The following is a 25,824-nucleotide window of genomic DNA, read 5'->3' as shown; positions in this document are numbered from 1 at the left end:
CTGGTCTATACCTAAATTTGTCGCCGCTGCAGGACTTACGTTCGGGAGGGCCTGTGCACGTACGTCGATTCCTCACGGTCATGGCGGTGACAACCGCCACTGCCGCAACATTCCAAGCACCCGCGAGCGCGGAACAGGCGCCAGCGATGAGCAAGAGCATCTCCAGTGTCATCCCTGCTCCGGCCGTCGCACAGCCGGATGCACGGCAGGCATTCCGGCTGGGCTGGGGCACCGTCATCTTCACCCAGATCGGCTCACGGGAGGCCGCTTCGGTCGGCAAGCAGCTGGCGGAGGTCTTGCGACCGTCGACCGGCTTCCCCGTCCCGGTTCTGCCCGCCTTCGTCCACGGCCACGGGATCTCCCTGCTGCTTGGCGGTGCGGACGCACGCGTCGGCAAGGAGGGCTACGAGCTCAAGGTCGAGCGCAGCCAGATCCTCATCCGCGCGAACACGCCGGCCGGGTTGTTCGCGGGCACGCAGACGCTGCGGCAACTGCTGCCGGCCAGCGTCGAGAGCAAGTCACGCCAAAAAGGACCGTGGGTCGTACCCGGCGGCAAGATCGTCGACTTCCCCCGGTTCGCCTACCGCGGCGCCATGCTTGACGTGTCGCGGCACTTCTTCTCCGTCGACGAGGTCCGCGGCTACATCGACCAGATCTCGCAGTACAAGGTGAACCGGCTGCACCTGCACCTGTCCGACGACCAGGGCTGGCGGATCGAGATCCCCGGCTGGCCCCGGCTGACCAGCTACGGCGGCAGCACCGAGGTCGGCGGCGGCCCGGGCGGCTTCTACACCAAGGAGCAGTACCTCGAGCTGGTCGCGTACGCGAAGCAGAAGTACATCACCATCGTGCCCGAGATCGACATGCCTGGGCACACCAACGCGGCGCTTGCCTCGTACGCCGAGCTGAACTGCAACGGCATCGCGCCGCCGCTGTACACCGGCACCTCGGTCGGCTTCAGCTCCTTGTGCATCGACAAGGAGATCACCTACAAGTTCGTCGAGGACGTCATCCGTGAACTGGCCGCGCTCACGCCCGGCGAGTACATCCACATCGGTGGCGACGAGACACACGCCACCAAGCCCGCCGACTACGTGAAGTTCATGCAGCGGGTCACGCCGATCGTGGCCAAGTACGGCAAGAAGGCCGCAGGCTGGCACGAAATCGCCAAGACGCAGAACGACCCGTCCGTGCTCCCGCAGTACTGGGGCACCGACGACGTCGACGAGGAGGTCGTGGCCGCTGCCCAGCGCGGCAACAAGATCCTGCTCTCACCGGCCCACAAGTCCTATTTGGACATGAAGTACGACCGCAACACCCCGCTCGGGCTGACGTGGGCAGGTCTGATCGAGGTGGACACCGCCTACGGCTGGAACCCCGGCGCGTTCGTCAAGAACCTGCCTGAGTCCAGTGTCCTCGGCGTCGAAGCACCGTTGTGGTCGGAGACGCTGGAGAACAGCGACCACATCGAGTTCATGGCGTTCCCACGGCTTCCGGCGATCGCCGAACTGGGCTGGTCGCCGTGGTCGACGCACGACTGGGAGTCGTTCAGGCAACGCCTTGCCCAGCAGGGTGACCGGTGGGCCCGGCAGAACGTGAACTTCTACCGTTCCCCGAAGATCGCCTGGAACAGCTGAGCAACCCTGGTGAGGGGGGCCGGCCCGGCCGGCTCCCTCACGAGTGGTTCACCATCAGGCGCTTCTCCCGCCAGTACTCCGCGAGCAGGCTGTTGCGGTTCTCGCGGCTGAAGGCGACCTCCGCCGGGTACGTGTGGTCGCTGTTGACCCAGACCCTGGCGGCGTGGATGGCCCGTCCCGCGCGGTATCCGACGCCCGTGTCGCGTGCCCACACTGAAACGCCCGCGCTTTCCGGCATTTCGTTGACCAGTTTGACCGCGTCGTCGAAGTCGTTGAAGCCGGTCACCGAAACCACTGGTGCGGTGGTGGAAGCATGGCCTTTGTCACCCTCGAGCACTGTCGGCTCAAGGAAAAAGCCCTCGGCCAGTTCGCCACCCAGCGAAGCCTGGCCGCCGCCCGCCCGGACCCGCGCACCCGACCGGACCGCGTTGTCGATGCGCCACAACGCTTTCACCCACTCATCCGCACTGACCAGCGGGCCGACCGTGGTCGACATGTCGAGGGGGTGGCCGGTGACGAGCTGCCCGACACGCCCCAACGCCGCGCCGAGGAACTGCTCGTACCGGCCATGCTGGATGAGCGCCGCCGACGTCCCGGTCGTGAAACCGTCGAGCGCACGCTCGTGCACAGCCCCTTCGAGATCGGCGAAGAACACCGCCGGGCCGAGGCCGATCGGTTGTGCCGCCGGGAAACCGTTCACCACGTTGATCACGCCCGGCGGCACCAGATCGTTGATCACGCCAAGCAGGACGTGCAGCGACGCGGGCGTCTGCGCCGCGGGCTTGAGGACCACGGTGTTGCCGGTCGCGAGCGCGGGTGCGAGGTGCCATGCCGCACCCAGCAACGGGTAGTCCCATCCCAAGGATCGGACGACGACGCCATGCGGCTCACGAAAACCGTGCACCACAATGTCACCGTCGATCTCGGATCGGACACCTTCCATCGCCCGGATCGCCCCGGCGAAATACCGGAAATGATCTGAGGCCAACGGCACATCCGCGCCGAGGGTCTGCCGGATCGGCTTTCCTGTGTCCCAGGTCTCAGCGACGGCAAGGGCTTCGAGGTTGTCCTCGATCCGGTCGGCTATCTCGTTGAGGATGACAGCACGTTCGGCGAGTGCCGTCTTGGCCCACCCGGCTGCCGCGCCGCGACCGTCCTCGGTAGCCCGCCGCAGGTCATCGGCGGTCCCTTCGGCGATCTCGGTGAAGTCCTTTCCGGTGACCGGGGTCGGGTCGCGGAAATATCGGCCGCCGACCGGTGGCACGTACTCGCCGCCGACGAAATGGTCGTATCGCTCGGCGTACCGCACCACGCTGCCAGGTTCTCCTGGTGCGGCGTATCTGCTCATGCCTCACGCCTCCCCGGCATGCTTTCATGGGTACAAGTGGCGGACGGTAGAAGACACTGGGTTGCAGTGACGTTGCAAGGTGCGTTCCAAGGGCGTGGAACATGAAGGACGCGAGCGCGTACGCATTCCTGGTCGACCAGTTGCGTGACGGGCTGCCTGGGACGCGCCCGGTCGACAAGCCGCGGGAACTGGTTTCCGCATCGTGGCAACGTTCGCTGGCCGCGAGCGTCGATCCGGAACACGGCCTGCCGCCGGTCGTCTACGCCGAGAACGACGTCCCTGACCTGCGCGCGGACCATCCGCTTGCCTCGGTGATGCCCTCGCTGCGGGCGATGCTCGTGAGCATCGCCGACCAGGCCGAGCACATCATGCTGATCACCGACGCGGCCGGGCACCTGCTCTGGCGGGAAGGCAATGCCAAAGTTCGCAAACAAGCGGACAAAGTACTGCTCACCGAAGGGACCAGGTGGACCGAAGAAGCCATCGGCACCAACGCGATGGGCACGGCACTGGCGGTGGACGGCCCGGTGATGATCCACGCGACGGAACACCTTGTCCGCCGCTACCACCCGTGGACGTGCGCGGCCGCGCCCGTGCACGATCCTGACACCGGGGCGCTACTGGGCGTCATCGACATCACCGGTCCGATGTCCACAATGCACCCGTCCACTCTCGCCCTTGTCTCGGCAGCGGCCCAATTGGCGGAAAGTCAGTTGCAGACAAGGATGAATTCCCGCAACGAACGTTTCCGGCTGCGCAACATGCGGCACCTGAGCGGCCTGAGCGGCAAACCCGGTGCGTTGGTCAGCCCGACCGGCCGGGTGGTCGCGGTCGAGTCGTGTGACGGCCTTCCGTCCAGAGTGGACGTCGGCGACGAGAAGGGCACGCTCTGGCTGCCGGATGGCCGGGAGGGGTTCCTCGAACCGCTGGCCGAAGGGTTCCTGCTGCGGATCGCGCCGGGACTTTCCCATCGCCGCCCGCAGTTGCTGACCCTGCCGTTCCTCGGTGCCGACGACACACGGGCGCTGCTCGACGGCCGCGAGATCCAGCTCACGCTCCGGCACGCCGAGATCCTTGCGTTGCTTGCCCTGCACCCCAAGGGAATGACCGCGGAACAGCTGGCTTTGGTGCTGTACGGCGAGTCCGGCAACCCGGTGACCGCGCGCGCCGAAATTCACCGGTTGCGCACGCAACTGGGTGCGTCGGCGATCAGCACCAAGCCGTACCGGCTGGAGGCCGAGGTGGACGCGGACTTCATCAACGTGCGCAAACCGTTGCGGGAACGCCGGGTCCGCGACGCGGTGGTGTTGTGGCGCGGGCCGTTGCTGCCCAGGTCCAACGCGCCCGGCGTACAAACCGAACGTGAGCAGACGCTGACCCAGCTGCGCAGGCTGGTGCTCGAACGCCGGGACTTGGACGCGCTGTACTCGTTCGTTCGTGCGACGCCGGATCAGGAAGCCCTGGAAGTGCTGGCATGGGGCATGCCGCCGGCCGATCCGCGGCATGCGTGGGTGCAGTCGCAACTCCGGCAGTGCATAGCGGACGAATAAGCTGCGGTTCGTGCGGATCGGGCTTCTCGGGCCGTTGCAGGTCGACGGCACAGTCGCGGGTTCCCGGCTGCGCGCGTTGCTGGTCGTGCTGGCCCTGGAGCCCGGCCGCGTGGTGTCGATCAGCCGGCTGATCGACGGCGTGTGGGGTGACGATCCGCCCGCGCGGGCGCCGAACGCGCTGCAAGTGCTGATCTCGCGGCTGCGCAAGTCCCTTGACGTACCGATCGAGTCCCATCCAGCGGGCTATCGGTTGGTCATCGACCCGGACGACGTGGATGTGTCGCGTTTCGAGCGTCTGGTCGCGAGCGTGCGGACGGCCGACGATCCGACGAAGGCCCAGGTTCTGCGGGAAGCGCTTGGGTTGTGGCGTGGACCGGCGCTGCAGGATGTCGCTGACCAGGACTTCTTCCAGCCACACGCGGCCAGGTTGACCGAGTTGCGGCTGACGGCGCTGGAAGATCGCACAGAGGCCGATCTGCGGCTCGGGCAGGACCCGACGACCGAGTTGACCGCGCTCGTCACGGACCACCCCTTGCGGGAACGTCTGGTCGGCGCGCTGATGCGTGCCCTGTGCGCGACCGGCCGGACGAACGAGGCCCTCACGGTCTACGAAACCGCACGTCAGGCCCTTGCCGACGAGCTGGGTGCGGATCCGTCCGCCGAACTTTCCGCATTGCACACCTCGATCCTGCGGGGCACCGAACGGCCCCGCACGAACCTGCGTGCCAGCCTGACCAGCTTCGTCGGCCGGGACGAAGAAGTCGCCGAGGTCGTCCGGCTGGTGGGCGAGTACCGGCTGACCACCCTCACCGGCCTTGGCGGAGCCGGCAAGACCCGGTTGTCCATCGAGGCCGCGCGCAAGCTGCTGGACGGGACGACCGATGGTGTGTGGTTCGTCGAGCTCGCGCCGATCAGCAAGGACGTCGCCCAGACCGTCCTGAGCACGCTGGGCCTGCGTGATCATGCGTTCCAAGGGCCAAGTGAGCCGATCGACCGGCTCACGGCTGCGCTGAGCACCCGGGACACCGTACTGGTGCTGGACAACTGCGAACACGTGATCGACGCGGCAGCGGCCTTGGCCGTCCGCTTGCTCGGCGACTGTCCCCGGCTCCGGATTCTCGCCACCAGCCGTGAACCCCTTGGCATCACGGGGGAAGCGTTGTGGCCAGTCGAGCCACTGACGTTGCCGCGGGAGAACCCGACAGTTTCCGAGGCATTCTCGTCGTCGGCAGTGCGGTTGTTGTACGAGCGGGCCAAAGCGGTGCGTCCAGGGTTCACCATCGACGAGCAGACCGTGGCCGACGTGGCCGGAATATGCCGCGCGGTCGACGGAATTCCTTTGGCCATCGAGCTTTCCGCGGCACGGCTGCGCACCATGACTCCGCGCCAGCTGGCTTCCCGCCTCGGCGACCGGTTCCGGTTGCTGACCGGCGGCAGCCGGATGGCACTCCCCCGGCACCAGACGCTGCGCGCGGTGGTCGACTGGAGCTGGGACCTCTTGTCCGACAAGGAAAAGACCGTGTTGCGGCGACTCGCGGTGTTCGCCGGCGGCGCGACACTCGACGCTGCCGAGCACGTGTGCGGTGAGGATGTGTTCGACCTGCTCACCGCGTTGGCGGACAAGTCGCTGCTGGTCATCGGCGAGCGTTATCGGTTGTTGGACACCATCAGGGCGTACGGCCTCGAACGGCTCGAAGAATCCGGTGAGGCGGATCGGATCCGGACGGCCCATGCCGAGTACTTCCTGACGTTGGCCACGACCGCCGACTCGCACCTGCGCGGTGCCGAACAGTTGGCTTGGCTCGATCAGCTCACCGCCGAGCAGGACAACATCGAAGCGGCGCTGCGGAATTCCGCCGCCCAGACGGCCTTGCGCCTGGTCGGCGCCACCGGCTGGTACTGGTGGCTGAGCGGCCGGCACGCCAAAGGCTTGGAGCTGACCAAGGCCGCCCTCAACCTGCCAGGCGCGGCCGATGAGGAAGCCCGTGCGGTGGCGTACACCGTCGGCGCACTGCTTTTGCTTGCCACACAGGACAATTGGCCGGACACAACGACGTTTTTCCAGGCCGCGCAGCAGTTCTCCGGACCAACAAAGTCTCCCTTGCTGCGGCTGGTCAAGCCGTTGAGCCAAGTGCTGGCCGGTGAACGCGAAGAGCTGCCAGAGGACGATGGATGGGTGCGTGCGGCAGCGCATTTGCTTCGTGCCGCAGCGTTTCTGTCCCGGGGTGACCGGCAGGACGAGATCGAAAGCGACCTGGAACATGCGGTGACCGGATTCCGCGAGATCGGTGACCGTTGGGGTTACATGGTTTCGCTGACCAACATGGCCGACTTGCGGGCCCGCAAAGGCGACGTGGCCGGCGCCCTCGCCCACTTCGAGCAGGCCGTCGCGGTCGGCGCCGAACTGGGCACCAGCGAAGACCTTGTGCAGAACCGGCTTCGGCTCGCACAGCTGAGGTTGCTGAGCGGCGACGAGCCAGGGTGTGCCGCGACAATCGTCGAGGCAGAACAAGATGCGGCCCGGATCGGCCTGCCGTCGGTGATGGCGATGGTCGAACACGGCGCCGCGGAAATCGCGCGCTGGACAGGTGACCTGACGACCGCGCGGGCTCGTCTGACCAAGGCAGAAAGCATCGTCGACCAGAACTGGACTATCGCGTGCGCACTGGCGACGCAGTGGGGCTTCCTCGATGGCGTGACAGGGGATCTCGAATCCGCGCGTGCGCGTCATAACTACGCGCTGACCATGACGCTGGGCGGACCGAACTCGGTCTGGGTCGCGCACGTCGTCGTCGGTGTCGCTGATCTGGCTCTGCGCCAAGGAAAACCTGACGAGGCCGCTCGGCTTCTCGCCGCGAGCGACGCCGTACGGGGAACTCCGGACCTGACACACCCCGATGTCGCGCGGATACGTGAAGAAGTACGCGCCGCGCTCGGCGAAGAGAAGTTCGCCGAGGCGGCGCGAGCTGGCGACAACGCGACTGTCCATACCCTGATGGAGATCGCGGGGCCGACGTTAGCGATCCCGGTGGTATAGCTTCAGCGCCCAGACGTAGCCGATCAGGGTGAACCCGACCGCCCACAGCACCGAGACGATGAGGTTGCTGCCGATCGGCGCGCCGAGCAGCAGCCCGCGAATGGTCTCGATCATCGCGGTGAACGGCTGGTACTCGATGAACCACTGAACGCCGGCGGCTGTCGACTCCGCTGGGACGAAAGCACTGCTGACGAACGGCAGGAACACCAACGGGAGCGTCTTGGCGTTGGCGCCTTCGACGTTCCTGGCCGACAACCCGAACGCGACACCGAGCCAGCTGATCATCAATGCGTACAGGGCGACCACACCGACGAACGCGATCCAGTCGAGGAACCCCGCGTCCGGCTCGAAGCCCATCAGCAGCGAAACACCGATGATGATCGTGACGGCGCCGAGTCCTCTGATCACGTTCGCCACAGCGTGGGCCGTGAGCACCGCGCCACGGGAGATCGGCATGGTCCTGAACCGCGCGATGATCCCCTCGGTCATGTCCATCGCGGCGCCGAGCGCGGCTTGCGAGACACCGCCGCTGATACACATGAAGACGATCCCGGGCACGATGTAGTCGATGTACCCGGCGCCGCTCGGCAGGCCCATGCCCATCTGACCGCCGAAGACGTAAGTGAACAGCAGCAGGAACACCAGCGGCATGATCAGCGCGCTGACCGTTCCGGCGGGATATCGCAGGTCGTGTTTGTACTGACGACGCAACATCGTGCGGGCATTGGCGATCGCGTGACTCATGCCTGCTCCCCGCTGTGGTCACGAACGTCGCATGAGCCGCTCACTGTGTTGAATGATTCGCTCGCAAGCTCGCTCATCGTGCTGCCTCCCCAGTGAGAGCGAAGAAAACGTCGTCGAGGTCGGGTGTGTGCACGGTCAGTCCGGCGACTTCGAGGTGATCGAGCCGGTCGAGGACCGAGCGCAACGCCTTCACGTCGCCGTCACTGGGCACCTGCAAGGTGAGAGCTTCGTTGTCACGGACGGTCGTACCGAGCGCACGCGCGGCTTCGTCGAGCGTGCGGATGTCGTGGAATCGCAACAGGATGTGGCCGCCGGGGATGAGCCGTTTCAGTTCGGCAGGCGTGCCCTCGGCCACGATCCGGCCGTGGTCGAGCACCGCGATCCGGTCAGCCAACTCGTCGGCTTCGTCGAGGTACTGGGTCGTGAGGAAGATCGTCACGCCACTGGTGACCAGCTCACGGACGATCTGCCACATGGTGTGCCTGCTGCGCGGGTCGAGGCCCGTGGTCGGCTCGTCCAGGAAGATGATCTCGGGGGTGCCGACCAGCGTCATCGCCAGGTCGAGCCGCCTGCGCATGCCGCCCGAGTACGTCATCGCGAACTTGTCGGCCGCGTCCTGCAGATCGAACCGCGTCAGCAGCTCGGCGGCCCGTTCGCGCGGGTCACCGACGCGGTACAGCTCGCCCATCATGATCAGGTTCTCGGCGCCGGTCAGCAGGTTGTCAACGGCCGAGAACTGGCCGGTGACCCCGATGACGCCGCGAATCGCGTCGGCCTGCGTGGCCAGGTCGAACCCGGCGACACGGACATCACCCGCGTCAGCCGAGGTCAGGGTGGACAGGATCTTCACAGCGGTGGTCTTGCCTGCGCCGTTCGGGCCGAGCAGGGAGAACACCGTGCCCTTGGTGACATCGAGGTCGATGCCGCCGAGCACGGTCTGCTCGCCGTACGACTTGCGCAGGCCGGTCACCGCGATTGTGGACTTCGTCATGCCAGCAGGCTCGCGAGCACCGCTTTCATGTCGTTGAGCCCACGCTGACACGGCCTTACACAACCCGAACATTGGCCAGACGTCTCGCTCACGCCCGGCGGTCAGAGTGTGTGCCATGAAGTGGACACACCGCATCGCCGCCGCGGGCGGCGCGACCGTGATGAGCCTGGCCCTGCTGACCTCGACCGCCAGTGCCCAGACACCGGCACAGACGCCGACATTCGACGTCAAGAAGGTCTGCGAGCAGCGGGTCCCCAAGCTGGAGAACCGCGTCAACAAGGCCCTGACCAGGATCAACGGCGGAGCCGGCGTGCGCGGTTCAGTCGCCAACCTGCGGGCACGGGCCGAGCGGGCGACCGACCCGGCGCAGAAGGACTGGCTGAGCGGCAAGGCCGACCACCGCGCGCAGCGCACTGAGCTGCTCAAAAAGGCACAGGAGCGGCTCAGCACGTACAAGCAGAAGTACTGCACGGGCAAATGAGGCGCTCATTGGCGGCCACCGCGGTCTTGCTGTTCCTGCTCACCGGGTGCCAGAAGCAGCAGGATCCGCCGGTCGGTGACCTAGACTCCGTCGAGTCCACACTCAACAGTGTCGAGTCGGAGCTGGATGAGCCCTAGAGGACTCGTTCTCGTCGCCGAGGACGAACGGTCGATCGCCGACCTGGTCGGGATGTACCTGCGCCGGGACGGATTCGGCGTGCACGTGGAGACGGACGGACCGGGCGCGCTGGCGGCTGTCCGCCGGTTGCGGCCGGTCGCCGTCGTGCTCGACATCGGCCTGCCCGGGATGGACGGCATCGAGGTGTGCCGCCAGCTGCGGGCCGCCGAGGACTGGACGCCGGTGCTGTTCGTGACCGCCCGAGACGATGAAGTGGACCGGGTCCTCGGCCTCGAGATGGGCGCCGACGACTACGTGACCAAGCCGTTCAGCCCACGCGAGCTCGTCGCGCGGGTTCGTGCCGTGTTGCGTCGGGGGTCGCCCGCGACCGAGGTGTTGCGGGCGGGCACGGTCGAGGTGAACGTCGACCAGCGGCGGGTGTGGGCGGGTGGCCGGGAGATCGCGCTCACCTCCACCGAGTTCGACCTGCTGGAACACCTGATGCGCACGCCCGGGCGGGTCTACGCGCGTGACCAGCTGCTCAGTGCCGTGTGGGGCTACCAGGCCGCGGCCGGGACCCGTACGGTCGACGTGCACATCGCGCAGCTGCGCGCCAAACTCGGCAATGACAGTCCGATCAGGACAGTCCGAGGAGTTGGCTACTCGGCGGAGCCACGGTGATCCGCTCGCTCGCCGGCCGGATCATCATCGTCTGCCTTGCCGTGGCGGGGATCTCCGCTCTGGTCGCCGGGTTCGTGCTGTTCCGACTGGTCTCCACGACCACGCTGGACGTGACCCGGCGGGTGCTGGCCAACCAAGCGGACGTGCTGGCCGCGCAGCTCTTCGAGACCGACGGGGCCTTGTCCGGGCGGCGCCGGGTCGTGGACATCCTTGAACGGCAAGGGATTTCCGTTGTCGCGGTGAGCCAACGCGGCGTGGTCATCGGCGACGCGAACGCCGTTGCCGCGGCCAAGCAGGCCAACGCGGTCGACGGCGGAACTGTTTCAAAAACAGTGGATTCCGGCGGGCGTACGTATCTCGTCGAGGCCCGTGACGCCCCTCGGGGCAGTTTCGCCTTGGTGCTGCAGCCTTCCGCGGACCGGTCCACCATCCGCCGGCTGATCGGCAACATCCTGTTCGCGTTGGGAATCGGGCTTGTGGTCGCCGCTGTGGCGGGCATCGTGCTCGGGCGTTTGCTGGCGCGCCCGTTGCGAAGGACGGCTCAAGTCGCCTACACCCTGCGTGCGGGCAGACGGGATCTGCGGGTTCCCGTCGAAGGCCCGCGCGAGGTCGCCGACGTCGCCGGGTCAGTCAATTCCCTAGCGGATGCGTTGCAGCGCAGCGAGTCTCGGCAGCGGGACTTCCTGCTTTCGGTTTCCCACGAGCTCAGGACGCCGTTGACGGCGGTCCGCGGGTTCGCCGAGTCGCTTGCCGACGGGGTCGTGCCGCCAGACCAGGCCGCTGAGGTCGGCCGGACCATCGAGAACGAGGCTCAGCGGCTGGAGCGGCTGGTCGGTGACCTGCTCGACCTGGCACGGCTGTCCGCCGACGACTTCCGGCTGGACATCGCCCCGGTCGATTTGTCCGGTGTGGTGTGCGAGACCGCGGATGTGTGGTCCGTGCGGTGCGCCAGGGAAGGTGTGGAGTTCCGGCTGGAGAACCCGGCTCATCCTGTCGCGGTGCACACCGATCCGCGCAGACTGCGCCAGGCACTGGACGGGCTGATGGAGAACGCCTTGCGGGTCACGCCTTCCGGCCGTCCGATCGTGCTGGCACATCTGCCGGGACGGGTGCTGCAAGTCCGCGACGGCGGGCCCGGCTTGTCCGAAGAGGACTACCGGATCGCGTTCGACCGTGGCGCGCTGCACCGCCGTTATCAAGGAATCCGGCCGGTCGGGACCGGGTTGGGGCTGGCGATCGTGCACGGGCTGGTGACCCGGATGGGCGGTACGATCCAGGCAGGGCCCGCGCCGGAAGGCGGCGCCGGTTTCACGATCACGCTGCCTGGGTAGGCCAATTGAATGCGGACTCAACGAGAAGTGGAGCGCAAGTACGAAGCCGCTCCCGACGCCGATCTACCGGAACTTGCCGGTGCGACCGCTGAGCCGCGCCACGAAACCCTCGACGCGGTCTACTACGACACCGAAGACCTCCGGCTGATCCGCGGCGGACTGACATTGCGGCGCCGGGAAGGCGGCGAGGACGAGGGCTGGCACCTGAAAGTGCCCGTCGGCGAGGACACGCGCGACGAGATCCACCTGCCGTTGAACGGAAAAGAAAAACCACCCAAGCAGTTCACGGATCTGACGCTCGGGTACACGCGTGGCGCGGCACTGCAGCCCGTCGCCCGGATCACCACCGAGCGGACGATCTGGGAGCTGTCCGGCGCCGAACTCACCGACGACCGGGTGACCGCGACCCGGCCGGATGCGGAACCCATGGTGTGGCGGGAACTCGAGGTCGAAGGCGACCCCGCGGTACTCGACAGAGCCGAGGAACCGTTGCGGACAGCGGGTTTCCAGCGTTCCTCGCTGCCATCCAAGCTTGCCCGCGCCCTCGACACCAAGCCTTCGCGCGTCGAACCGGGTAAGCGGGCAGGCAAGACCGTGGTGGCGTACGCGGCCAAGCAGATCGAGAAGATCAGGTACTACGACATCCTGGTGCGTCAGGACGTCGACGACTCGGTGCACCAGATGCGCGTCGCGACCCGCCGGCTGCGCAGCGCGTTGCGCGTGTACCGCAAGATCGTGTCGAGCGGTGACCTCGACGCCGAACTGCAGTGGCTCGGCAAGGAGCTCAGCGCGGCACGTGACCTCGAAGTGCAGTCCGAGCGGCTGACCAAGGCGGTGTCCGAGCTGCCCGTCGAGCTCGCCGTCGGGCCCGTGCAGGCGCAGCTAGTCCGGTATTTCAGCCCGGAGCAGGCGAAGGCCCGTAAGGACGTGCTGCGGACGTTGCGCAGCAAGCGTTACCTCCAATTGCTCGACCAGCTGGACGCCTGGCTCGCCGCCCCGCCCTTGACGAAGAAGGCTTCCCGAAAGGCCGCCAAGGAGCTGCCGAAACACACCGCCAAAGCCTCGGACAAGGTCGGCACCCGGCTGGACGCGGGCGAGATCCACCGGGCGCGCAAGGCCGCCAAGCGCCTGCGCTACGGGCTCGAAGTGCAGGGCTCCGACAAGGCCCGTAAGCGCGCGAAGGCGTTCACCAAGCTGGCGGGCGAGTACCAGGACAGCGTGGTCGCCCTGCCGTTGCTGCGCACGCTCGGCATGCAGGAGAACGGGTTCACATTCGGCCTGCTCTACGGGCGAGAGGAGGCCAACGCCGAACGCGTCACCCGTGAGCTCAGGTGGGGCTAGGCCCACCTGGCACCTAGGCCTGCGAGCAATGCGCGACCCTCCCGCGGTCCGTCAGACTGTGTGAGACCACGGGAGGGGCATGATGCGGCACGGCAGGGCGGTATGGCGCAGCGTTCAGCTGCTCGGCATCGCACTGCTCAGCCTGCCGATGTTCATATGGGTGTTCGCCAACTGCTCGATCGTGGTCACCGCACCGATGGTGATCAAGGACTGCCGCTGGCTGCCCAACCTGGCCAGGCGGCTGGCCGGGGTGCCGCTCGACGGCGTCTACTGGCCGGACCCGCCACCCCCGACGCTCGACGAGGACGGCCTGTACCGGGTCGGCGACAGCCTGGTCAAGAAGCCACGGTGGTTCGACGAGTTCGACCGGTTGCTCCACTGGGCGATCGACGACCCAGGCACGCGCCGCGACCTGAACTGGATGTTCGCGAACTTCTTCGTCGGCGGTGTGCTGGCCGGGCTGGCACCGGGCTTGATCGGCCTGGGCATCTGGCTCGCCTTCACCCCGTACTGGCTTTTCGCTCCGCTCGCGGTCGCCGCTGGATATCTGCTCGCGCCTTGGCTCGTGCAGGTGCACAACCGGTGGTCGTACGTGATGTTGAAGGCCAAGCACGACGGCGTGATGTTCCGTTTCTGGGCACGAGTGCGCGCGCGGATCAAGATGTTGTGGTTCGTGACCGCCCATTTCCTGCTCGCGCTGGGTACCGCACTGGCGTCCACGGTGGTCCTGCTGATCGGTGTCGTACCGATCCACATCTGGGGTCTATGGATATTCGCGTGGGTCCCGCTGGTGATGATGATCCGCGAGTTGACCTCGTTCCGCCGTAAGGACATCCCCTCGCCGTACATGCCGGCGCCGGTGCTGCCGGCACCACGACCCGACGGCATGTACCGCCACCGCAACCAACTGCACAAGACACCCGCCAGCTACATGCGCTCCGCCCGTTACCGGTGGGTGATGACCGACGTGGCAACGTGGCGTGACTTCGCTTCGGCTTATGTCGACACCCTGTTCGGCTTGGTTGCCATCCCCATGGCTGTGTTCGCTCCCTCGTGGACCCGTTCGTTGCAGCTGAAGGTGTCCAGCTGGCTGCTCGCCCCGACGACGAAAGCCGTTCTGGCGCAACGAGTCCACCAACTGACCACGACCCGCGCCGACGCCACCGACGCCCAAGCCGCCGAGCTTCGCCGCATCGAACGAGACCTGCACGACGGCGCCCAGGCCAGGCTCGTGGCGATGGGCCTGCACCTCGGCGCGGTGGAACGACTGATCGACCAGGACCCGGCGGCAGCGAAGTCCCTTGTGGCGAAGACAAAGGCGGCATCGGCCGAGGCGTTGGTCGAGTTGCGGGACCTTGTCCGCGGCATCCACCCGCCGGTGCTGGCCGAACGCGGCCTCGGCGACGCTTTGCAGGCGTTGGCGTTGGACAGCCCGCTGAAGGTGACCGTGGAGGGGAAGGTGATCGGCAGACCGGCCTCCCCCATCGAGTCCGCGGTGTACTTCGCCGTCAGCGAGCTGCTCACCAACGTGGCCAAGCACGCCGCGGCCACCCGCGTGATCATCCACATCAGACACACGGAGCACGCGCTGGAGATCTCCGTGATCGATGACGGCCGTGGTGGGGCTTCACCCGAGGGCGGCACCGGGTTGCGCGGTGTTCAACGACGGCTCGCCACTTTCGATGGCACGTTCGACGTCACCAGTCCGCCAGGCGGCCCTACCATCGCCACGCTCAAAGTCCCCAGCCCAGCAACTCCCCCACCAGCGCCGTAACCGCGAACCGGTCAGGCGGTGAAGTCGGTCTTGTGGTCGGTCGCCCACTCGGCGAACGTACGCGCCGGGCGGCCAAGCAGATCCTGCACAACAGTCGTGAGGTCGGCTGGCCTGGCGGTCGCCTGCTCGTACATCTGCACCATCGAGTCGAGCAGCTTCTCGTCAGCGAAGTCCCCGAAGTGCGCTGCCCACTGCGCTTTCGCCTCTGCCACGCCCAGTTCGACGAGCTTGATCTCACGGCCGATCGCCGCACCGATCAACTCGACCTGGCGGCGTTCCGGGATCGACTCCGGGCCGGTGAGTTCATAGGCCGCGCCGACATGCCCGTCCTCCAGCAAGGCTTTCACCGCGACCGCCGCGATGTCGGCCTCGTGGATCGAGTTCACGTTGGCATCGGGGAAAGGCAGCCGCACCAATCCTTCTTGCTTGATGGTGTGCGCCCAGGCCAACGTGTTGGTCGCGAACCCGCCTGGTCGCAGGAACGTCCAGTCGATGCCGGATCGCTCCACCGCTGCTTCGACCGCGAGGTGCATGGTTCGGACGGGCGAATCGCCGTAGCTTTCGTGGGCCGCGGCTTGCGAGGACAACACCACGATGTGCTTGACGCCCTTGGCTTTCGCGAGTTCGGCGAACCCATGGGCACCCGCCGGATTGGGGAACAGGAACACCTTCTCGACGTCCTCGAGCGCCTCGCCGAACGACTCGGGCTTTTCCAGGTCCGCGGCGCGGACGTCGACCGACAAGTCCGCGGACCGCGGGTTGCGCGAAGTCGCACGCACGGACGCGCCTGCTTCAAGCAGCTGTGTGATGACGGAACGGCCGACGTTGCCGGTCGCCCCGGTTACCAAGATGGTCATACGGCCAGTTTCAACCATCTGTTAAACCGCGTCAACCAAATAGTTGACTGATACCATCCGATCATGCGTGAACCAGGCAAGCCAAGGCGCTCACCTGCACCGGAGGAGCGTCAGGCGGACGCGGACCGGACCAGGCGGGTCTTGCTCGCTGCCGCGTACGAAGAGTTCGCCGAGAAGGGCTACGCGGGCGCACGCGTGCACGAGATCGCAGCGCGGGCCAACGTGAACAAGCAGTTGATCAACTACTACTTCGGCGGCAAGGAAGGCCTGTACCGGACCTTGCAGAGCCAGTGGTTGAAGCACGAGGCGACATTCCACGACCCCGACAGGCCCGCCGCGGACGTCGCGACGTCGTACCTGCACGACGGGCTCGACGACCCGAGGGGCACCCGGCTGATGGTGTGGCGTGGCCTGAGCTACGCGGCCGGGCAGGAGACCCCGGACGAGGAGCCCGAGCAGGATCTGAGCGGGATCACCCAGCGCCAGCAGTCCGGCGAGATCGACCCGGACATCGATCCGGCGTGCCTCCTGCTCGCGCTGATCGCGATGACGTCCGCGCCGACGGTGATGCCGGACCTGGTGAAGAAGACCTTCGGCGTCGAGGCCACGGACCCGGTGTTCCGCGAGCGCTACACGGCTTTCGTCCGTGACATGGTCGCGAGGCTGGGGCCGCGTTCGTAATGGACCTGTTGCGGCACTTGGGTTTCTTCGTCGCCGTCGCGGAGGAGGGACACTTCGGCCGTGCCGCCGAACGGCTCGGGATGACTCAGCCGCCGGTGTCCCAAGGCGTGCAACGGTTGGAGCGCCGACTCGGCGTGCAGCTGTTCAGTCGCGGGTCTCGCGGAGTCGGGTTGACGCCGGCAGGCGCCGAACTTCTGCCTCAGGCGTACGCGCTGCTCGGCGGCGCTGAGCGGTTTGTCGCCGAGGCCGGGCGGCTTCGCGATCGGGCAGTGCGGCTCGGTGTGATCCCGCAGTTGAGTTCGTGGCACGTCGCCGCGCTGGCTGCCAGCACAACCGTCACAGTCACCACGGCGTCCACTGTGGAGCTCGTGGACGCGGTCACGTCCGGCGCACTCGACTGCGCTGTCGTGCACCATCCCGCGTTGGTGAACTCCCTCGAGTGCGGCTCGGTGATCAAGGTGCCCAGCTGGTTCCTTGTCCCGTCCGGTCATCCGGTTACCGCCGTCACGGACTTGCGTGGCCTGCCCTTCGCGTTGCCACCGCGCAGCCACGGCACGGCCGCGTTCGACTTGTTCGCCGACCGGCTGAGAGCGGCAGGCCTCGATCCGGCCTTCGTTCCAGCCTCGGACGAACGGGAGATCGTCGCCGCGGTCGCCGCCGGACGCGCCTTCGGGATGACGTGCGACCCGCATCTGCAGGCACCCGGCGTCGATCGAGTCGCGCTCGACGACCAGTTCTCCCTGCGAGTGCGGCTCGTCTGGCGAGCGCTCCAGCCGGATGTCCGTGACGCGATCTCGGCGGCCCTCACGTGATCGCGGACCAGGTTCGTTCAGTCTTCCGAGACGCCGGCACCGCAGGCTGGTTGCACGCGATGCCCCTCGGACCCGCAAGCCGCGAAGTCGATGTCGACGCAGACGAACCCGTTGTCATGGCGTCGGTGTACAAGCTGCCCTTGCTGGTCGCCCTCTGCCGTCAATTCGACGCGGGCCGGATCGATCCACGCAGGACAGTCCGGATCAACCCGGCGTCGTGCTCGCCCGGCCCGACCGGGATCGCGACTTTCCTCGACCCGATCACGATGTCCTGGCGCGATCTCGCGGTGTCGATGATGACCGTTTCGGACAACGCGGCCGCCGACTTGATCCTCGGCGAGGTCGGCCTGGACACCGTCGGGAGCACCTTGGCGGACTTGGAACTCACCGGCACCAAGATCGTCGGCGGCGCGGCGGATGTCGAGGCGACGCTGATGCGCGAGACCGGCACATCGACTACCGCGCAAGCATTTGCTCTGATCAGCGACAACGACCAGGTCCGGACGGTCAGCGCTTACGACCCCGCGTACACAAGCGCCACAACGCCTCGGGACATGACCCGGTTGCTGTCGCTGATCTGGTCGGATTCGGTGGCGTCGGCCGAACAATGCGCGTTCATCCGACGGCTGATGGGAATGCAGGTCTGGCAACATCGGATCCGCGCCGGATTCCCGTTCGGCGACGTCCGTGTGTCCGGCAAAACCGGCACGATCGGCGCGGTCCGCAACGAGGTCGCCGTTGTGGAGTACGCGCACGAGACCCCGATCGCCGTCGCAGTCTTCACTTTCGCCGCCCGCTCAGACCTCGCGCTGCCCGCCGTCGACGCGGCCATCGGAGAAGCCGCCCGGATCGCCGTCACCGACCTCCGTTCCGGCCGCACGCGATAGCGATCCGCTATCAGAAGCGGCACCAATTCGTATTGGCGCTATGACCGGAACGGTGATTCGGTAGAAACATGAAGATCAACCGCCGAACCTTGCTCGCCGCTCTCGCCACCGCACCTCTCGCGGGCTGCGCCACTCAGAACCCGGCCGCAGCACCACAAACGACGACAACACCAACGACGCCTTCCCGTACCCCGGACTTCAAGGCGCTCGAAGCGAGGTTCGACGCCCGCCTCGGTGTGTACGCAGTGGACGTGACGACCGGGAAATCGGTGGCATACCGGGAAAACGAGCGGTTCGCGATCTGCTCGGTCTTCAAGGCCTACGCAGCGGGCGCGCTGCTCAAGGCCCACCCGCTGAGCTCGGGCTTCTTCACGCAGACAATCCGGTTCACACAAGCCGAAGTGGTCGCGAACTCACCGGTCACCAGCACACGCGTGACCACAGGCATGACGGTCGCGGAACTCTGCGAGGCCGCGATCACCAAGAGCGACAACACCGCGGGCAACCAGATGCTCAAACTCCTAGGCGGCCCAACGAAACTGACGGACTTCGCCCGGTCGATCGGCGATCCGGTGACCCGCCTCGACCGCTGGGAAACGGAACTGAACGTCGTGCCCCGAGGCACTGAACAAGACACGACAACGCCTATCGCCATCGCAGGCGCCTATCGCGACCTGGTCGTCGGCAACGTCCTCGGCGAACCGGAACGCAAGCAATTGAAGGACTGGCTGATCGCGAACACCACCGGAGACGCCCGAATCCGTGCGGGCCTGCCCAGCGGATGGGTGACCGGCGACAAGACCGGCACCGGGAGCTTCGCCGCGGCCAATGACGTCGCCGTCACGTGGCCGTCGCCGGAAAAGCCGATCGTGATCGCGATCCTGACTGACAAGGCGGACGAGAACGCGAAGTACGACAACGCGCTGATCGCCGAGGCCACCAAGGTCGCAGTAGGCGGACTGTAGACCTTGGTGGCCGCTCAAGGATTACGGCTTCGCACAGAGGATGTGCTCGCGGTCCGGCCCTTCACACACTCGTGATCCGAACACTGTCAGACGTGATCCGGACACTGTCCGAAGTGATCCGCACGCTGTCCGGGTCGGACGTGATCCGCACGCTGTCGGCTGCCGCGGTGGCGGGAGCCAACGCGACCAAAGTGGTGACGAAACCCGCGACGAGAACCCCGGCCCCGACGCGTCCAACACTGATCTTCATGCGAAACAGCGTGCTCACCACCGACTTCACCTCGGCTTCAGCAAGGCGGCGAACGTCCAGTCCCAGTTGAAACCACCAGATCAGCGGCCTGGCCCGGGCCAAGCGTGTTCAACTCCAGCGAAAACCGGTCCGGCGACAAGCTCACTCCGGAGCTGGTGTCGACACTCACCGAACCGTTCCAACGCGGCACCGAACGCATACGCGGCGACCATGCGGGTGTCGGCCTCGGCCTGGCAATCGTCAAGAGCATCACCGAAGCACACGACGGAACCCTCACCCTCACGCCCCGAGCCCGTGGAGGGCTCTGCGTCACGGTGCGACTGCCCGCCGCGCCACCGCGCGCTGGCCGATGAGCGAGTGCCCTGCCGGCCGGACGCCGACCGGCTCCGGGCCGCTCAACTCTGCGATGTGATGGGGAAATCGAAGTAGGTGTCTGGATAAGGCTCGTCTTTCAGGGTGTAATGCCACCACTCCCGATCGTACGAGCTGAAACCGCTGGCCTCCATGATGGAACAAAGGTATCGACGGTTTTCCGCTTCGACTTCCGTGATTCCTTCTGCGCCATGATGTGAGATCAAGTCCATCAGATCATGGTCACCACCCATGGGCGCGAGCTCATCGGTGGCCAGGTGGTAGATCGTCAAGTCGACTGTGCTGCCCCGGCTGTGGCCGGACTTGGCCGCGACATACCCCTTTTCGAACATCTCACCTCGGTGGATGTTCGGATAGTGCCGCTGCTTCTTCCGGCCGTCCTCCGGCTGTTGTGACCAGCGCATGAAACAGTCCGAGGCGCGTTGCGGCCGGTAACCGTCCCACAGCAGCAGGCCGAAGCCAAGGGCCGCGGCCTCTTCTGACGCCTTTTTCAGGGCCGCGCACAACGCCCTTGTGCCGACAATCCGATTTGCCACGTATCCGTCCACCGGCCGGCCGGTGAAGTTGTCCCAGGTGGCGTACTTGGAGTCCCAGCGTATTCCGGAGACGATCTCGTCTACAAAGACAAAATCATCGTGCATCGTCATTTGCCTGCCAACGCCAGCGACACCATCCGGTCGACCACGTCACCGAGCGACAGTCCGGCGGCCGCCATCATCCGCGGGTAACGGCTGTAGGAGGTCAGGCCGGGCAGCGTGTTGACCTCGTTGAGCATCACGCTTCCGTCTTCCAGCAGGAAGAGGTCCACGCGGGCGAGTCCACGGCAGCCAAGGGCGCGGTAGATGGCCTTCGCCGTCTCCTGAACGAGGTCGCGCGACTCCGCCGGAATGTCAGCCGGGCAGATGAAGCTTGAGTTCTCGGACCCGGTCTCAGGCGTTTCCTCCTGGTGGATCCGGAAGAAGCCATGGGTCAGCGCGACGCGGTCGCACTCACCTGCGAACAGCTCCTGACCGTTGCCCAGAATCGAGCAGCCGATCTCGCTGCCGACGACAGCCTCCTCGATCAGCACCTTCGAGTCGTACTCGCTCGCGGTCTTCACCGCACTCGCCAGCTCTTCTTTGCTGTTCACCTTGGTGACGCCGAAGGACGACCCGGAACGGGCCGGCTTCACGAAGACCGGGTAGGTGAGCTTGTCGGCGTCGATGTTCTGGTCAGCCGAGACGATCCAGAAGTTCGGCGTGGCGATTCCCGCGCTGCTGACCACGAGGTAGGTGAGCGACTTGTCCATGCACATGGCGGAGCTTTGGACATCGCAGCCCGCGTAGGGGATGCCGGACAGCTCGAACAGGCCCTGGATCGCGCCGTCTTCGCCGAGTTTGCCGTGCAGCACGGGCACCACGACGTCCAGCCGGATCGTCTCGTACTTGCCCTCGTCCATCACGAGCAGCCCGTGCACGGTGCGGTCAGGCGACACCACGACGGGGCGGGAACCGTCGTTCTCCCAGTCTCCGTCCGGGCCTTCGCACAGCTTCCACGCGCCGCTTTCGGTGATTCCGATCCAGAACGGCTCGTACTTGTCGGTGTCCAGGCTCTTCGCGACCTCACGGGCCGACTTGACCGAGACGGGATGTTCTTCGGAAACGCCCCCGAAAATGATTCCGACCTTCAACTTAGCCATGCTGATTCCTGCTTTCGAATGTCAGGCAGTTGGTAAGAGAATTTTCGACAGTGTCGCTCAGGGCGTGGTCCGTGTAGTAGGCGGTGTGCGGACTGATGAGCACATTCGGCAGTTTCTGAAGCCGGGCGAGCGGGGTGCCGTCAATGGGCTTGTTCCGGCAGTCGGCGTAGAAGATCCCCTCCTCCCCTTCGAGGACGTCCAATGCCGCGCCGCCAAGCTTGCCGCTTTCCAGTGCCAGAATGAGGGCCTCGGTGTCGATAAGCGGGCCGCGTCCGGTATTGATGACGTAGGCGCCGTACTTCATCTGCTCGATGCGCTGACGGTTGAGGAGATGATGAGTCTCCTCGGTGAGCGGGGTGTGCAAAGTGACAATGTCGCTCAGCCGGATCAGTTCATCGAGCGAGACGTAATCGGCAGCGGCCGCCGGAAGAGTGTCATAGGCCACGATGCGACAACCGAAGCCGCGCAGCCGGTCCATGACCGCCGCGCCAATGCGTCCGGTTCCAACGACACCAACGGTCAGATCGCGCAGCTCTTTCCCGCGCACGTCGTTCAGCCTGTAGTCATGAACGTCCGCACGCCTGATCATGGATTTCACATGCCGCACTGCCATCAGCATCAGCATCAACGTGTAATCAGCCACACTGTCGGGCGAATAGGCGACGTTTCCGACGGAGATTCCAACGCTCTCGGCGTATTCCACATCGATGTGGTTGAAGCCGATGCTCCGCGTTGAGATGTACCCGACGCCGGCCTTGCTCAGCGCAAGAAGAGTGGGATTCGTGATGCGAGTCTTATGACCGACGCTGATACATCGGTTACCGAAGGCCAATTCGATGTTGGCTTCGGACACCGGTTCCTCGGTGATGGTCGGCCGCACGCCGAAGCGCGGCGCCATCTCCTGGAACAGAACAGCCTCGTCCTGCCCGCATCCGTAAATCGTGATTCCCGTTGTCGGGACGGTCGAGGAGGACGAGGACGTCAGCAATCGCGTGCGGCGAGCCGCCGTTCGTGTCGGTTCGCTGTAGATCATGCCCTCCAGTCAAGGTAGCGTGGTGTTGCCAGCACGTATGTGGTTTTCGATATGCCGACGGTATGCTACCGGCCGGTAACATGCGGGGCCGTGCGTGTCTTGGTCGTCGAGGAGGCACCCTATACTCACCGACCGGCGCCGCCCTCACCCACCTGCGCCGCCCGAAGGTTGCGAAGCAACCAAGAACAAAGCAACGCTGGTAAATGCGAAACGCACGCACCACGAGGGGTGAGAGCTCCGCCTAGAGGAGACGCGACACCCCCCACGAAGGTTGCGAAGCCCCCGCGAGGCGACGAAGCTCCGCCGAGAACAGGCGGAACCCGCCGAAGGCCGCAAAGGTCGCGAAGCAACCAACCAAAGCCACGCTAGTGAAGCGCAACCCCAACCCAAGCGAACCCGCCCTGCGAAGGACGAAGCTCCGCCTAGGAGAGACGCGGCCCCGGGCGAAGGTTGCGAACCAACCAGCAAAGCTGGTGAAAGCGAAAGCCCACAGCGCTAGCCCAAGAGAAGCACGCCCGGGGCAGGGGACGAAGCCCACCTGGGAGAGGCGGCCCCGGCCGAAGGTTGCAAAGCAACCAAACAAAGCCACGCCGACAAAAGCAAAGCCCCAGCGCCAACCCAAGAGAAGCCCGCCCCACCAGAGACCAAGCCCCGCCAAGAAGAGAGGCGGTCCCTGGCGAAGGCTGCGAAGCAACCAAGCAAAGCTGGTGAAAGCGAAAGCAACAACGCTGGTTCAAAAGAAGCACGCCCCGTGGGGGCGTGGGGGGCTCGGCCCCCCAAAATAATGACGGAGGACCCGGTCCGCGCATTCCGCGGACACAGGTCCCCTGACGACGTGGACCCCAGGGGAGGCCACTACAACACGCGGCGCCTGGTCAGCAAGCTGGAGGCATTGCTCAAGAAGCTGCCTACTGCGTCCGCTCCACCTCGTTCGCCTCGACGAGGTCGGCGACCGGGTACTGCCAAGCAGCTTGACACAGTCCAACTTCAGAAGCTCATCAAGGGCTATCTGGCAGGAGCGACGGTCTACCAGCTCGGTGCGGAGTTCGGGATCGACCGGCGGACGGTTAGCCAGATCCTCCACCGCCACAACGTGCCGATGCGCCGCCGCGGGCTCACCCCTGAACAGATCGACGACGCAGTGCGGCTGTACGAGAGCGGGTGGTCATTGGCCCGGATTGGTGAGCGGATGGCGGTCGACCCGACGACGGTGCATAACCGACTACGAGAACGAGGCGTTCGAACCAGAGGCCCACTTGGCAGAGATCAGGCCTGATGAACAACGATTCGCCCCAATAGAGATCGGTGAAGGTACACCTCCAGCTAGCAGAGCACCCAGGGACCCGTGCGCCCGGTCGAAGTTACCCGCAACGGACCAAAGCACGGCATCACCCAGCGATGTGAAGGAGTACGTGCCTGTGCGGTAGAGGATGGACGCTACCGGTAAACAGGCCAGCACCCAGACAGCCGACACACCCCGCTCGACGCGGTCCACTTTGTGCGCGGTGCTCAGGTGGCGCTCACCGCCGCGAATGCCTCGACGAGCGCGGCTTCCCGGCCGATGGTGTCGTGCGGGCGGAGCAGCATACGCACGTTCTGAATATCGACAGTGGTGTGGAGCCTCGGGTCGACGACGCCGTTGTGGATGAAGACGACATCGCCAGGGCGTAGGACGTGGGTTCGGTCGTCGTCAGCGGCCACCTCGAGCAGTTCGTTGGCGACCTCGTCGGCATGGGAACCGCGGTCCCAGGTCAGGCAGAACCCACCTTGCATCGTCTCCCAGAACCGGAAGTGTTGTGCTCCCTCGAGAATGCCCGGTGCACCGGAGTCGAACAGGGCGACCATCAGTCGGCCGAGCACTTCGTAGTGGTGGGCCGTGCCACGCGGTTCAAGATTCACGCCGGACACAATCACCGCCCTGCAAAGGATCGGGTGGCAGGCGCGCCGATAGATCCACTGGCCGATGCCAACGACCGCCCGACCAGGTGAAACGCGCACCGGCGTGGGCATTTGTCGCTGGCGGACCCAAAGGCGGATGCATGCTGATCCTGACAATGTTTCACGAGTGCTGGTGGCGATCGACGCAATCACTGGCATCGGCAGCCTCGTCGGAACCATTCGGGTGACAGTTGATGGTTGCTTGCTGCTACAGCTCAAGCGCCGCACCATGGTCGTGAGGGCGTGTGACAGCGACGTGAGGGAGCGCATCCATGCAGCAAGCGACCGAGTCAGCAGGTTGGAAATTACTGAAGGACGTCGTCATTCCTGTCGTCATCCCGCTTATCGTCGCATCATGGACCTCGCTTGGAGTCGTAATCACGCTCAGGCAGTCGACAGTTAACACCGCCAGTACGAACGTGTCCCAGATAGCCGACGGACGCTCATTCATTCGAAAGATCTGATGGAATTTGACGCTTACGTCGCGTATAGCCGCAAGTTGGCTCGTCGAGCTCGATTATCGGTTCGACATATTGACCTCCACGACGATAGGACATCCAGGATATCCCCCATGCTTACCGAGGAGATCAGGAGGCTGCCTACTGCTATACCGATAGTCAACGTATTAGAATCCACAGCCACCCCTTTGTGATGTGCGCGTCCGGATGACAACACCGAGAATGCCAGCGTGACACAAGCTCCAACCGATTGGTCACTAGCCGACAACCCGTACGCGATCGCGGCCTCCGAGGCGTACTGGCTCCCGCAGGACGTCGTCCTGACCATCGGCCGCATCCGCGACGGCGACGACAGCCGAATCCCGTTCAGCTCCAGGCAACTTGACGCCCGACACCTTGTCTTCGTGCTCCGGCAGCCGCTCGCCGCCGAACACCTCGAGCAGACAGCATTGCGGGAACTCGACATCGACCCGTCCGTGAGCGCTGGACTTCTCCAAGCCCGGCAACGGTTCGAGGATGCACTGCCGGGCATCAAGCACATGTGCGACGGACTCATGCACTTCGAGGAGTGATCACACGGAGAGGGACGTGGTCCGCAGGAGGAGCAGCGGAAGGCCGGCCAGCTTCTACGCGACGTAGCCCACGACTTCTGGCGCTTCAGCTACGACCCGAATGCCGACACTGTTTCGCTCGGCTCGCAGGTTATCCATGTTGAACTGCTATTGAGTTGCCGCCGAGCTTCCGGGTGGCTGCCCATACTGGTGCCGCCCTCGTACAACGCGGACAAGCGGCGAAGTGGGCCGCACAGCTGGGAGCAGGTCGAAAACGTCAGCACGACCTACAAGGGGCACCGCAGCGAAC

The 25,824-nt window shown here is 65.7% G+C and carries 24 protein-coding genes and 1 pseudogene; 16 read left to right on the top strand and 9 right to left on the bottom strand.

Annotated features, from left to right (window positions below):
• The first annotated feature begins 80 nt into the window (after window positions 1-80).
• The gene (locus B9C43_RS25195) at window positions 81-1,637 is read left to right on the top strand and encodes a beta-N-acetylhexosaminidase (protein ID WP_084429565.1); all 1,557 of its coding nucleotides are present in this window, start codon (window positions 81-83) and stop codon (window positions 1,635-1,637) included.
• Between the two features lie 37 nt (window positions 1,638-1,674).
• On the opposite strand, the gene B9C43_RS25190 is transcribed toward B9C43_RS25195, so the two are convergent.
• The gene (locus B9C43_RS25190; RefSeq protein ID WP_084429564.1) at window positions 1,675-2,985 is read right to left on the bottom strand and encodes an aldehyde dehydrogenase family protein; all 1,311 of its coding nucleotides are present in this window, start codon (window positions 2,983-2,985) and stop codon (window positions 1,675-1,677) included.
• A gap of 101 nt (window positions 2,986-3,086) precedes the next feature.
• Between B9C43_RS25190 and B9C43_RS25185 the strand changes: the two genes are divergently transcribed.
• Window positions 3,087-4,535 (top strand): GAF domain-containing protein, encoded by a 1,449-nt coding sequence (locus B9C43_RS25185; RefSeq protein WP_084429563.1) that lies wholly within the window; start codon window positions 3,087-3,089, stop codon window positions 4,533-4,535.
• A gap of 10 nt (window positions 4,536-4,545) precedes the next feature.
• A complete protein-coding gene (locus B9C43_RS25180; RefSeq protein WP_084429562.1) occupies window positions 4,546-7,572 on the top strand; it encodes an AfsR/SARP family transcriptional regulator in 3,027 nt (1,008 codons plus the stop codon).
• Here B9C43_RS25180 and B9C43_RS25175 read toward each other — a convergent pair.
• On the bottom strand, window positions 7,552-8,316 hold the full coding sequence (locus B9C43_RS25175; protein WP_033383451.1) for an ABC transporter permease: 765 nt from the start codon (window positions 8,314-8,316) through the stop codon (window positions 7,552-7,554). The two genes, B9C43_RS25180 and B9C43_RS25175, sit on opposite strands and share 21 nt — an antisense overlap.
• A gap of 73 nt (window positions 8,317-8,389) precedes the next feature.
• Entirely contained in the window at window positions 8,390-9,307 is a 918-nt protein-coding gene (locus B9C43_RS25170) for an ATP-binding cassette domain-containing protein (RefSeq protein ID WP_084429561.1), read from the bottom strand.
• 115 nt (window positions 9,308-9,422) lie between these two features.
• Between B9C43_RS25170 and B9C43_RS25165 the strand changes: the two genes are divergently transcribed.
• From B9C43_RS25165 to B9C43_RS25145, 6 genes are all read left to right on the top strand, one after another.
• Window positions 9,423-9,788, top strand: a complete 366-nt coding sequence (locus B9C43_RS25165) for a hypothetical protein (protein WP_051895457.1) — start codon at window positions 9,423-9,425, stop codon at window positions 9,786-9,788.
• Window positions 9,785-9,925, top strand: coding sequence for a hypothetical protein (locus B9C43_RS56855; protein ID WP_160096684.1), 141 nt, complete (start codon window positions 9,785-9,787; stop codon window positions 9,923-9,925). Before B9C43_RS25165 ends, B9C43_RS56855 begins: the two co-directional genes overlap by 4 nt.
• Window positions 9,915-10,586, top strand: coding sequence for a response regulator transcription factor (locus B9C43_RS25160; protein ID WP_084429560.1), 672 nt, complete (start codon window positions 9,915-9,917; stop codon window positions 10,584-10,586). The genes B9C43_RS56855 and B9C43_RS25160 overlap by 11 nt, the downstream gene beginning before the upstream one ends.
• A complete protein-coding gene (locus tag B9C43_RS25155) occupies window positions 10,583-11,917 on the top strand; it encodes a HAMP domain-containing sensor histidine kinase (RefSeq protein ID WP_407657118.1) in 1,335 nt (444 codons plus the stop codon). The genes B9C43_RS25160 and B9C43_RS25155 overlap by 4 nt, the downstream gene beginning before the upstream one ends.
• Window positions 11,918-11,926: 9 nt before the next feature.
• Complete coding sequence (locus B9C43_RS25150) at window positions 11,927-13,258, top strand: CYTH and CHAD domain-containing protein (protein WP_084429559.1); 1,332 nt, start codon at window positions 11,927-11,929, stop codon at window positions 13,256-13,258.
• Window positions 13,259-13,340: 82 nt separating this feature from the next.
• Window positions 13,341-15,032 carry a sensor histidine kinase gene (locus B9C43_RS25145; RefSeq protein WP_143446577.1) on the top strand — a complete coding sequence of 564 codons (1,692 nt, stop codon included), beginning with the start codon at window positions 13,341-13,343 and terminating at the stop codon, window positions 15,030-15,032.
• 11 nt (window positions 15,033-15,043) lie between these two features.
• On the opposite strand, the gene B9C43_RS25140 is transcribed toward B9C43_RS25145, so the two are convergent.
• A complete protein-coding gene (locus B9C43_RS25140) occupies window positions 15,044-15,889 on the bottom strand; it encodes an NAD(P)H-binding protein (RefSeq protein WP_084429558.1) in 846 nt (281 codons plus the stop codon).
• A gap of 63 nt (window positions 15,890-15,952) precedes the next feature.
• Between B9C43_RS25140 and B9C43_RS25135 the strand changes: the two genes are divergently transcribed.
• The 4 genes from B9C43_RS25135 to bla all read left to right on the top strand — a co-directional run bounded on the left by B9C43_RS25135 (window position 15,953) and on the right by bla (window position 19,234).
• The gene (locus tag B9C43_RS25135; protein WP_084429557.1) at window positions 15,953-16,570 is read left to right on the top strand and encodes a TetR/AcrR family transcriptional regulator; all 618 of its coding nucleotides are present in this window, start codon (window positions 15,953-15,955) and stop codon (window positions 16,568-16,570) included.
• Window positions 16,570-17,382 carry a LysR family transcriptional regulator gene (locus B9C43_RS25130; protein WP_084429556.1) on the top strand — a complete coding sequence of 271 codons (813 nt, stop codon included), beginning with the start codon at window positions 16,570-16,572 and terminating at the stop codon, window positions 17,380-17,382. The genes B9C43_RS25135 and B9C43_RS25130 overlap by 1 nt, the downstream gene beginning before the upstream one ends.
• Before the next feature lie 59 nt (window positions 17,383-17,441).
• Window positions 17,442-18,269 carry a serine hydrolase gene (locus B9C43_RS25125; RefSeq protein WP_084429835.1) on the top strand — a complete coding sequence of 276 codons (828 nt, stop codon included), beginning with the start codon at window positions 17,442-17,444 and terminating at the stop codon, window positions 18,267-18,269.
• A gap of 68 nt (window positions 18,270-18,337) precedes the next feature.
• On the top strand, window positions 18,338-19,234 hold the full coding sequence (gene bla / locus B9C43_RS25120; RefSeq protein ID WP_084429555.1) for a class A beta-lactamase: 897 nt from the start codon (window positions 18,338-18,340) through the stop codon (window positions 19,232-19,234).
• Between the two features lie 61 nt (window positions 19,235-19,295).
• Here bla and B9C43_RS55770 read toward each other — a convergent pair whose 3' ends face one another.
• Complete coding sequence (locus tag B9C43_RS55770) at window positions 19,296-19,484, bottom strand: hypothetical protein (RefSeq protein ID WP_143446576.1); 189 nt, start codon at window positions 19,482-19,484, stop codon at window positions 19,296-19,298.
• A 128-nt stretch (window positions 19,485-19,612) separates the two neighbouring features.
• On the opposite strand from B9C43_RS55770, the pseudogene B9C43_RS25110 reads away from it, so the two are divergent.
• A pseudogene (locus B9C43_RS25110) lies at window positions 19,613-19,837 on the top strand (ATP-binding protein); the annotation flags it as partial.
• A gap of 42 nt (window positions 19,838-19,879) precedes the next feature.
• Here the strand turns inward: B9C43_RS25110 and vanX are convergent.
• From vanX to vanH, 3 genes are read right to left on the bottom strand one after another with little or no spacing between them, the layout of a single operon-like run.
• Window positions 19,880-20,497 carry a D-Ala-D-Ala dipeptidase VanX gene (vanX, locus tag B9C43_RS25105; RefSeq protein WP_033383444.1) on the bottom strand — a complete coding sequence of 206 codons (618 nt, stop codon included), beginning with the start codon at window positions 20,495-20,497 and terminating at the stop codon, window positions 19,880-19,882.
• A gap of 2 nt (window positions 20,498-20,499) precedes the next feature.
• Entirely contained in the window at window positions 20,500-21,534 is a 1,035-nt protein-coding gene (gene vanA / locus B9C43_RS25100; protein WP_084429553.1) for a D-alanine--(R)-lactate ligase, read from the bottom strand.
• Window positions 21,527-22,480 carry a D-lactate dehydrogenase VanH gene (gene vanH, locus B9C43_RS25095; RefSeq protein WP_327223244.1) on the bottom strand — a complete coding sequence of 318 codons (954 nt, stop codon included), beginning with the start codon at window positions 22,478-22,480 and terminating at the stop codon, window positions 21,527-21,529. The genes vanA and vanH overlap by 8 nt, the downstream gene beginning before the upstream one ends.
• A gap of 922 nt (window positions 22,481-23,402) precedes the next feature.
• Here vanH and B9C43_RS25085 point away from each other — a divergent pair.
• Entirely contained in the window at window positions 23,403-23,843 is a 441-nt protein-coding gene (locus B9C43_RS25085) for a hypothetical protein (RefSeq protein WP_143446575.1), read from the top strand.
• 233 nt (window positions 23,844-24,076) lie between these two features.
• Here B9C43_RS25085 and B9C43_RS25080 read toward each other — a convergent pair whose 3' ends face one another.
• Entirely contained in the window at window positions 24,077-24,664 is a 588-nt protein-coding gene (locus tag B9C43_RS25080) for a hypothetical protein (RefSeq protein WP_143446574.1), read from the bottom strand.
• Between the two features lie 529 nt (window positions 24,665-25,193).
• On the opposite strand from B9C43_RS25080, the gene B9C43_RS25075 reads away from it, so the two are divergent.
• Complete coding sequence (locus tag B9C43_RS25075) at window positions 25,194-25,535, top strand: hypothetical protein (protein ID WP_084429549.1); 342 nt, start codon at window positions 25,194-25,196, stop codon at window positions 25,533-25,535.
• Window positions 25,536-25,824 lie beyond the last annotated feature (289 nt).

The organism is Kibdelosporangium aridum, from assembly GCF_900176515.1.
Taxonomy (GTDB): domain Bacteria; phylum Actinomycetota; class Actinomycetes; order Mycobacteriales; family Pseudonocardiaceae; genus Kibdelosporangium; species Kibdelosporangium aridum.
Note: the sequence above shows the minus strand (reverse complement) of the source record. Positions and strands in the feature narration are given on the sequence as shown.

Bases quoted from the DNA above. Each gene is read 5' to 3' on its own strand.
- bla (WP_084429555.1), top strand. From the start codon at position 18,338: ATGAAGATCAACCGCCGAACCTTGCTCGCCGCTCTCGCCACCGCACCT.
- B9C43_RS25160 (WP_084429560.1), top strand. From the start codon at position 9,915: ATGAGCCCTAGAGGACTCGTTCTCGTCGCCGAGGACGAACGGTCGATC.
- B9C43_RS25165 (WP_051895457.1), top strand. From the start codon at position 9,423: ATGAAGTGGACACACCGCATCGCCGCCGCGGGCGGCGCGACCGTGATG.
- B9C43_RS25130 (WP_084429556.1), top strand. From the start codon at position 16,570: ATGGACCTGTTGCGGCACTTGGGTTTCTTCGTCGCCGTCGCGGAGGAG.
- B9C43_RS25140 (WP_084429558.1), bottom strand. From the start codon at position 15,889: ATGACCATCTTGGTAACCGGGGCGACCGGCAACGTCGGCCGTTCCGTC.
- B9C43_RS55770 (WP_143446576.1), bottom strand. From the start codon at position 19,484: ATGAAGATCAGTGTTGGACGCGTCGGGGCCGGGGTTCTCGTCGCGGGT.
- B9C43_RS25145 (WP_143446577.1), top strand. From the start codon at position 13,341: ATGCGGCACGGCAGGGCGGTATGGCGCAGCGTTCAGCTGCTCGGCATC.
- B9C43_RS56855 (WP_160096684.1), top strand. From the start codon at position 9,785: ATGAGGCGCTCATTGGCGGCCACCGCGGTCTTGCTGTTCCTGCTCACC.
- B9C43_RS25175 (WP_033383451.1), bottom strand. From the start codon at position 8,316: ATGAGTCACGCGATCGCCAATGCCCGCACGATGTTGCGTCGTCAGTAC.
- B9C43_RS25190 (WP_084429564.1), bottom strand. From the start codon at position 2,985: ATGAGCAGATACGCCGCACCAGGAGAACCTGGCAGCGTGGTGCGGTAC.
- B9C43_RS25125 (WP_084429835.1), top strand. From the start codon at position 17,442: ATGCCCCTCGGACCCGCAAGCCGCGAAGTCGATGTCGACGCAGACGAA.
- B9C43_RS25195 (WP_084429565.1), top strand. From the start codon at position 81: ATGGCGGTGACAACCGCCACTGCCGCAACATTCCAAGCACCCGCGAGC.
- vanX (WP_033383444.1), bottom strand. From the start codon at position 20,497: ATGCACGATGATTTTGTCTTTGTAGACGAGATCGTCTCCGGAATACGC.
- B9C43_RS25080 (WP_143446574.1), bottom strand. From the start codon at position 24,664: ATGCCAGTGATTGCGTCGATCGCCACCAGCACTCGTGAAACATTGTCA.
- B9C43_RS25185 (WP_084429563.1), top strand. From the start codon at position 3,087: ATGAAGGACGCGAGCGCGTACGCATTCCTGGTCGACCAGTTGCGTGAC.
- B9C43_RS25170 (WP_084429561.1), bottom strand. From the start codon at position 9,307: ATGACGAAGTCCACAATCGCGGTGACCGGCCTGCGCAAGTCGTACGGC.
- vanA (WP_084429553.1), bottom strand. From the start codon at position 21,534: ATGGCTAAGTTGAAGGTCGGAATCATTTTCGGGGGCGTTTCCGAAGAA.
- B9C43_RS25150 (WP_084429559.1), top strand. From the start codon at position 11,927: ATGCGGACTCAACGAGAAGTGGAGCGCAAGTACGAAGCCGCTCCCGAC.
- B9C43_RS25135 (WP_084429557.1), top strand. From the start codon at position 15,953: ATGCGTGAACCAGGCAAGCCAAGGCGCTCACCTGCACCGGAGGAGCGT.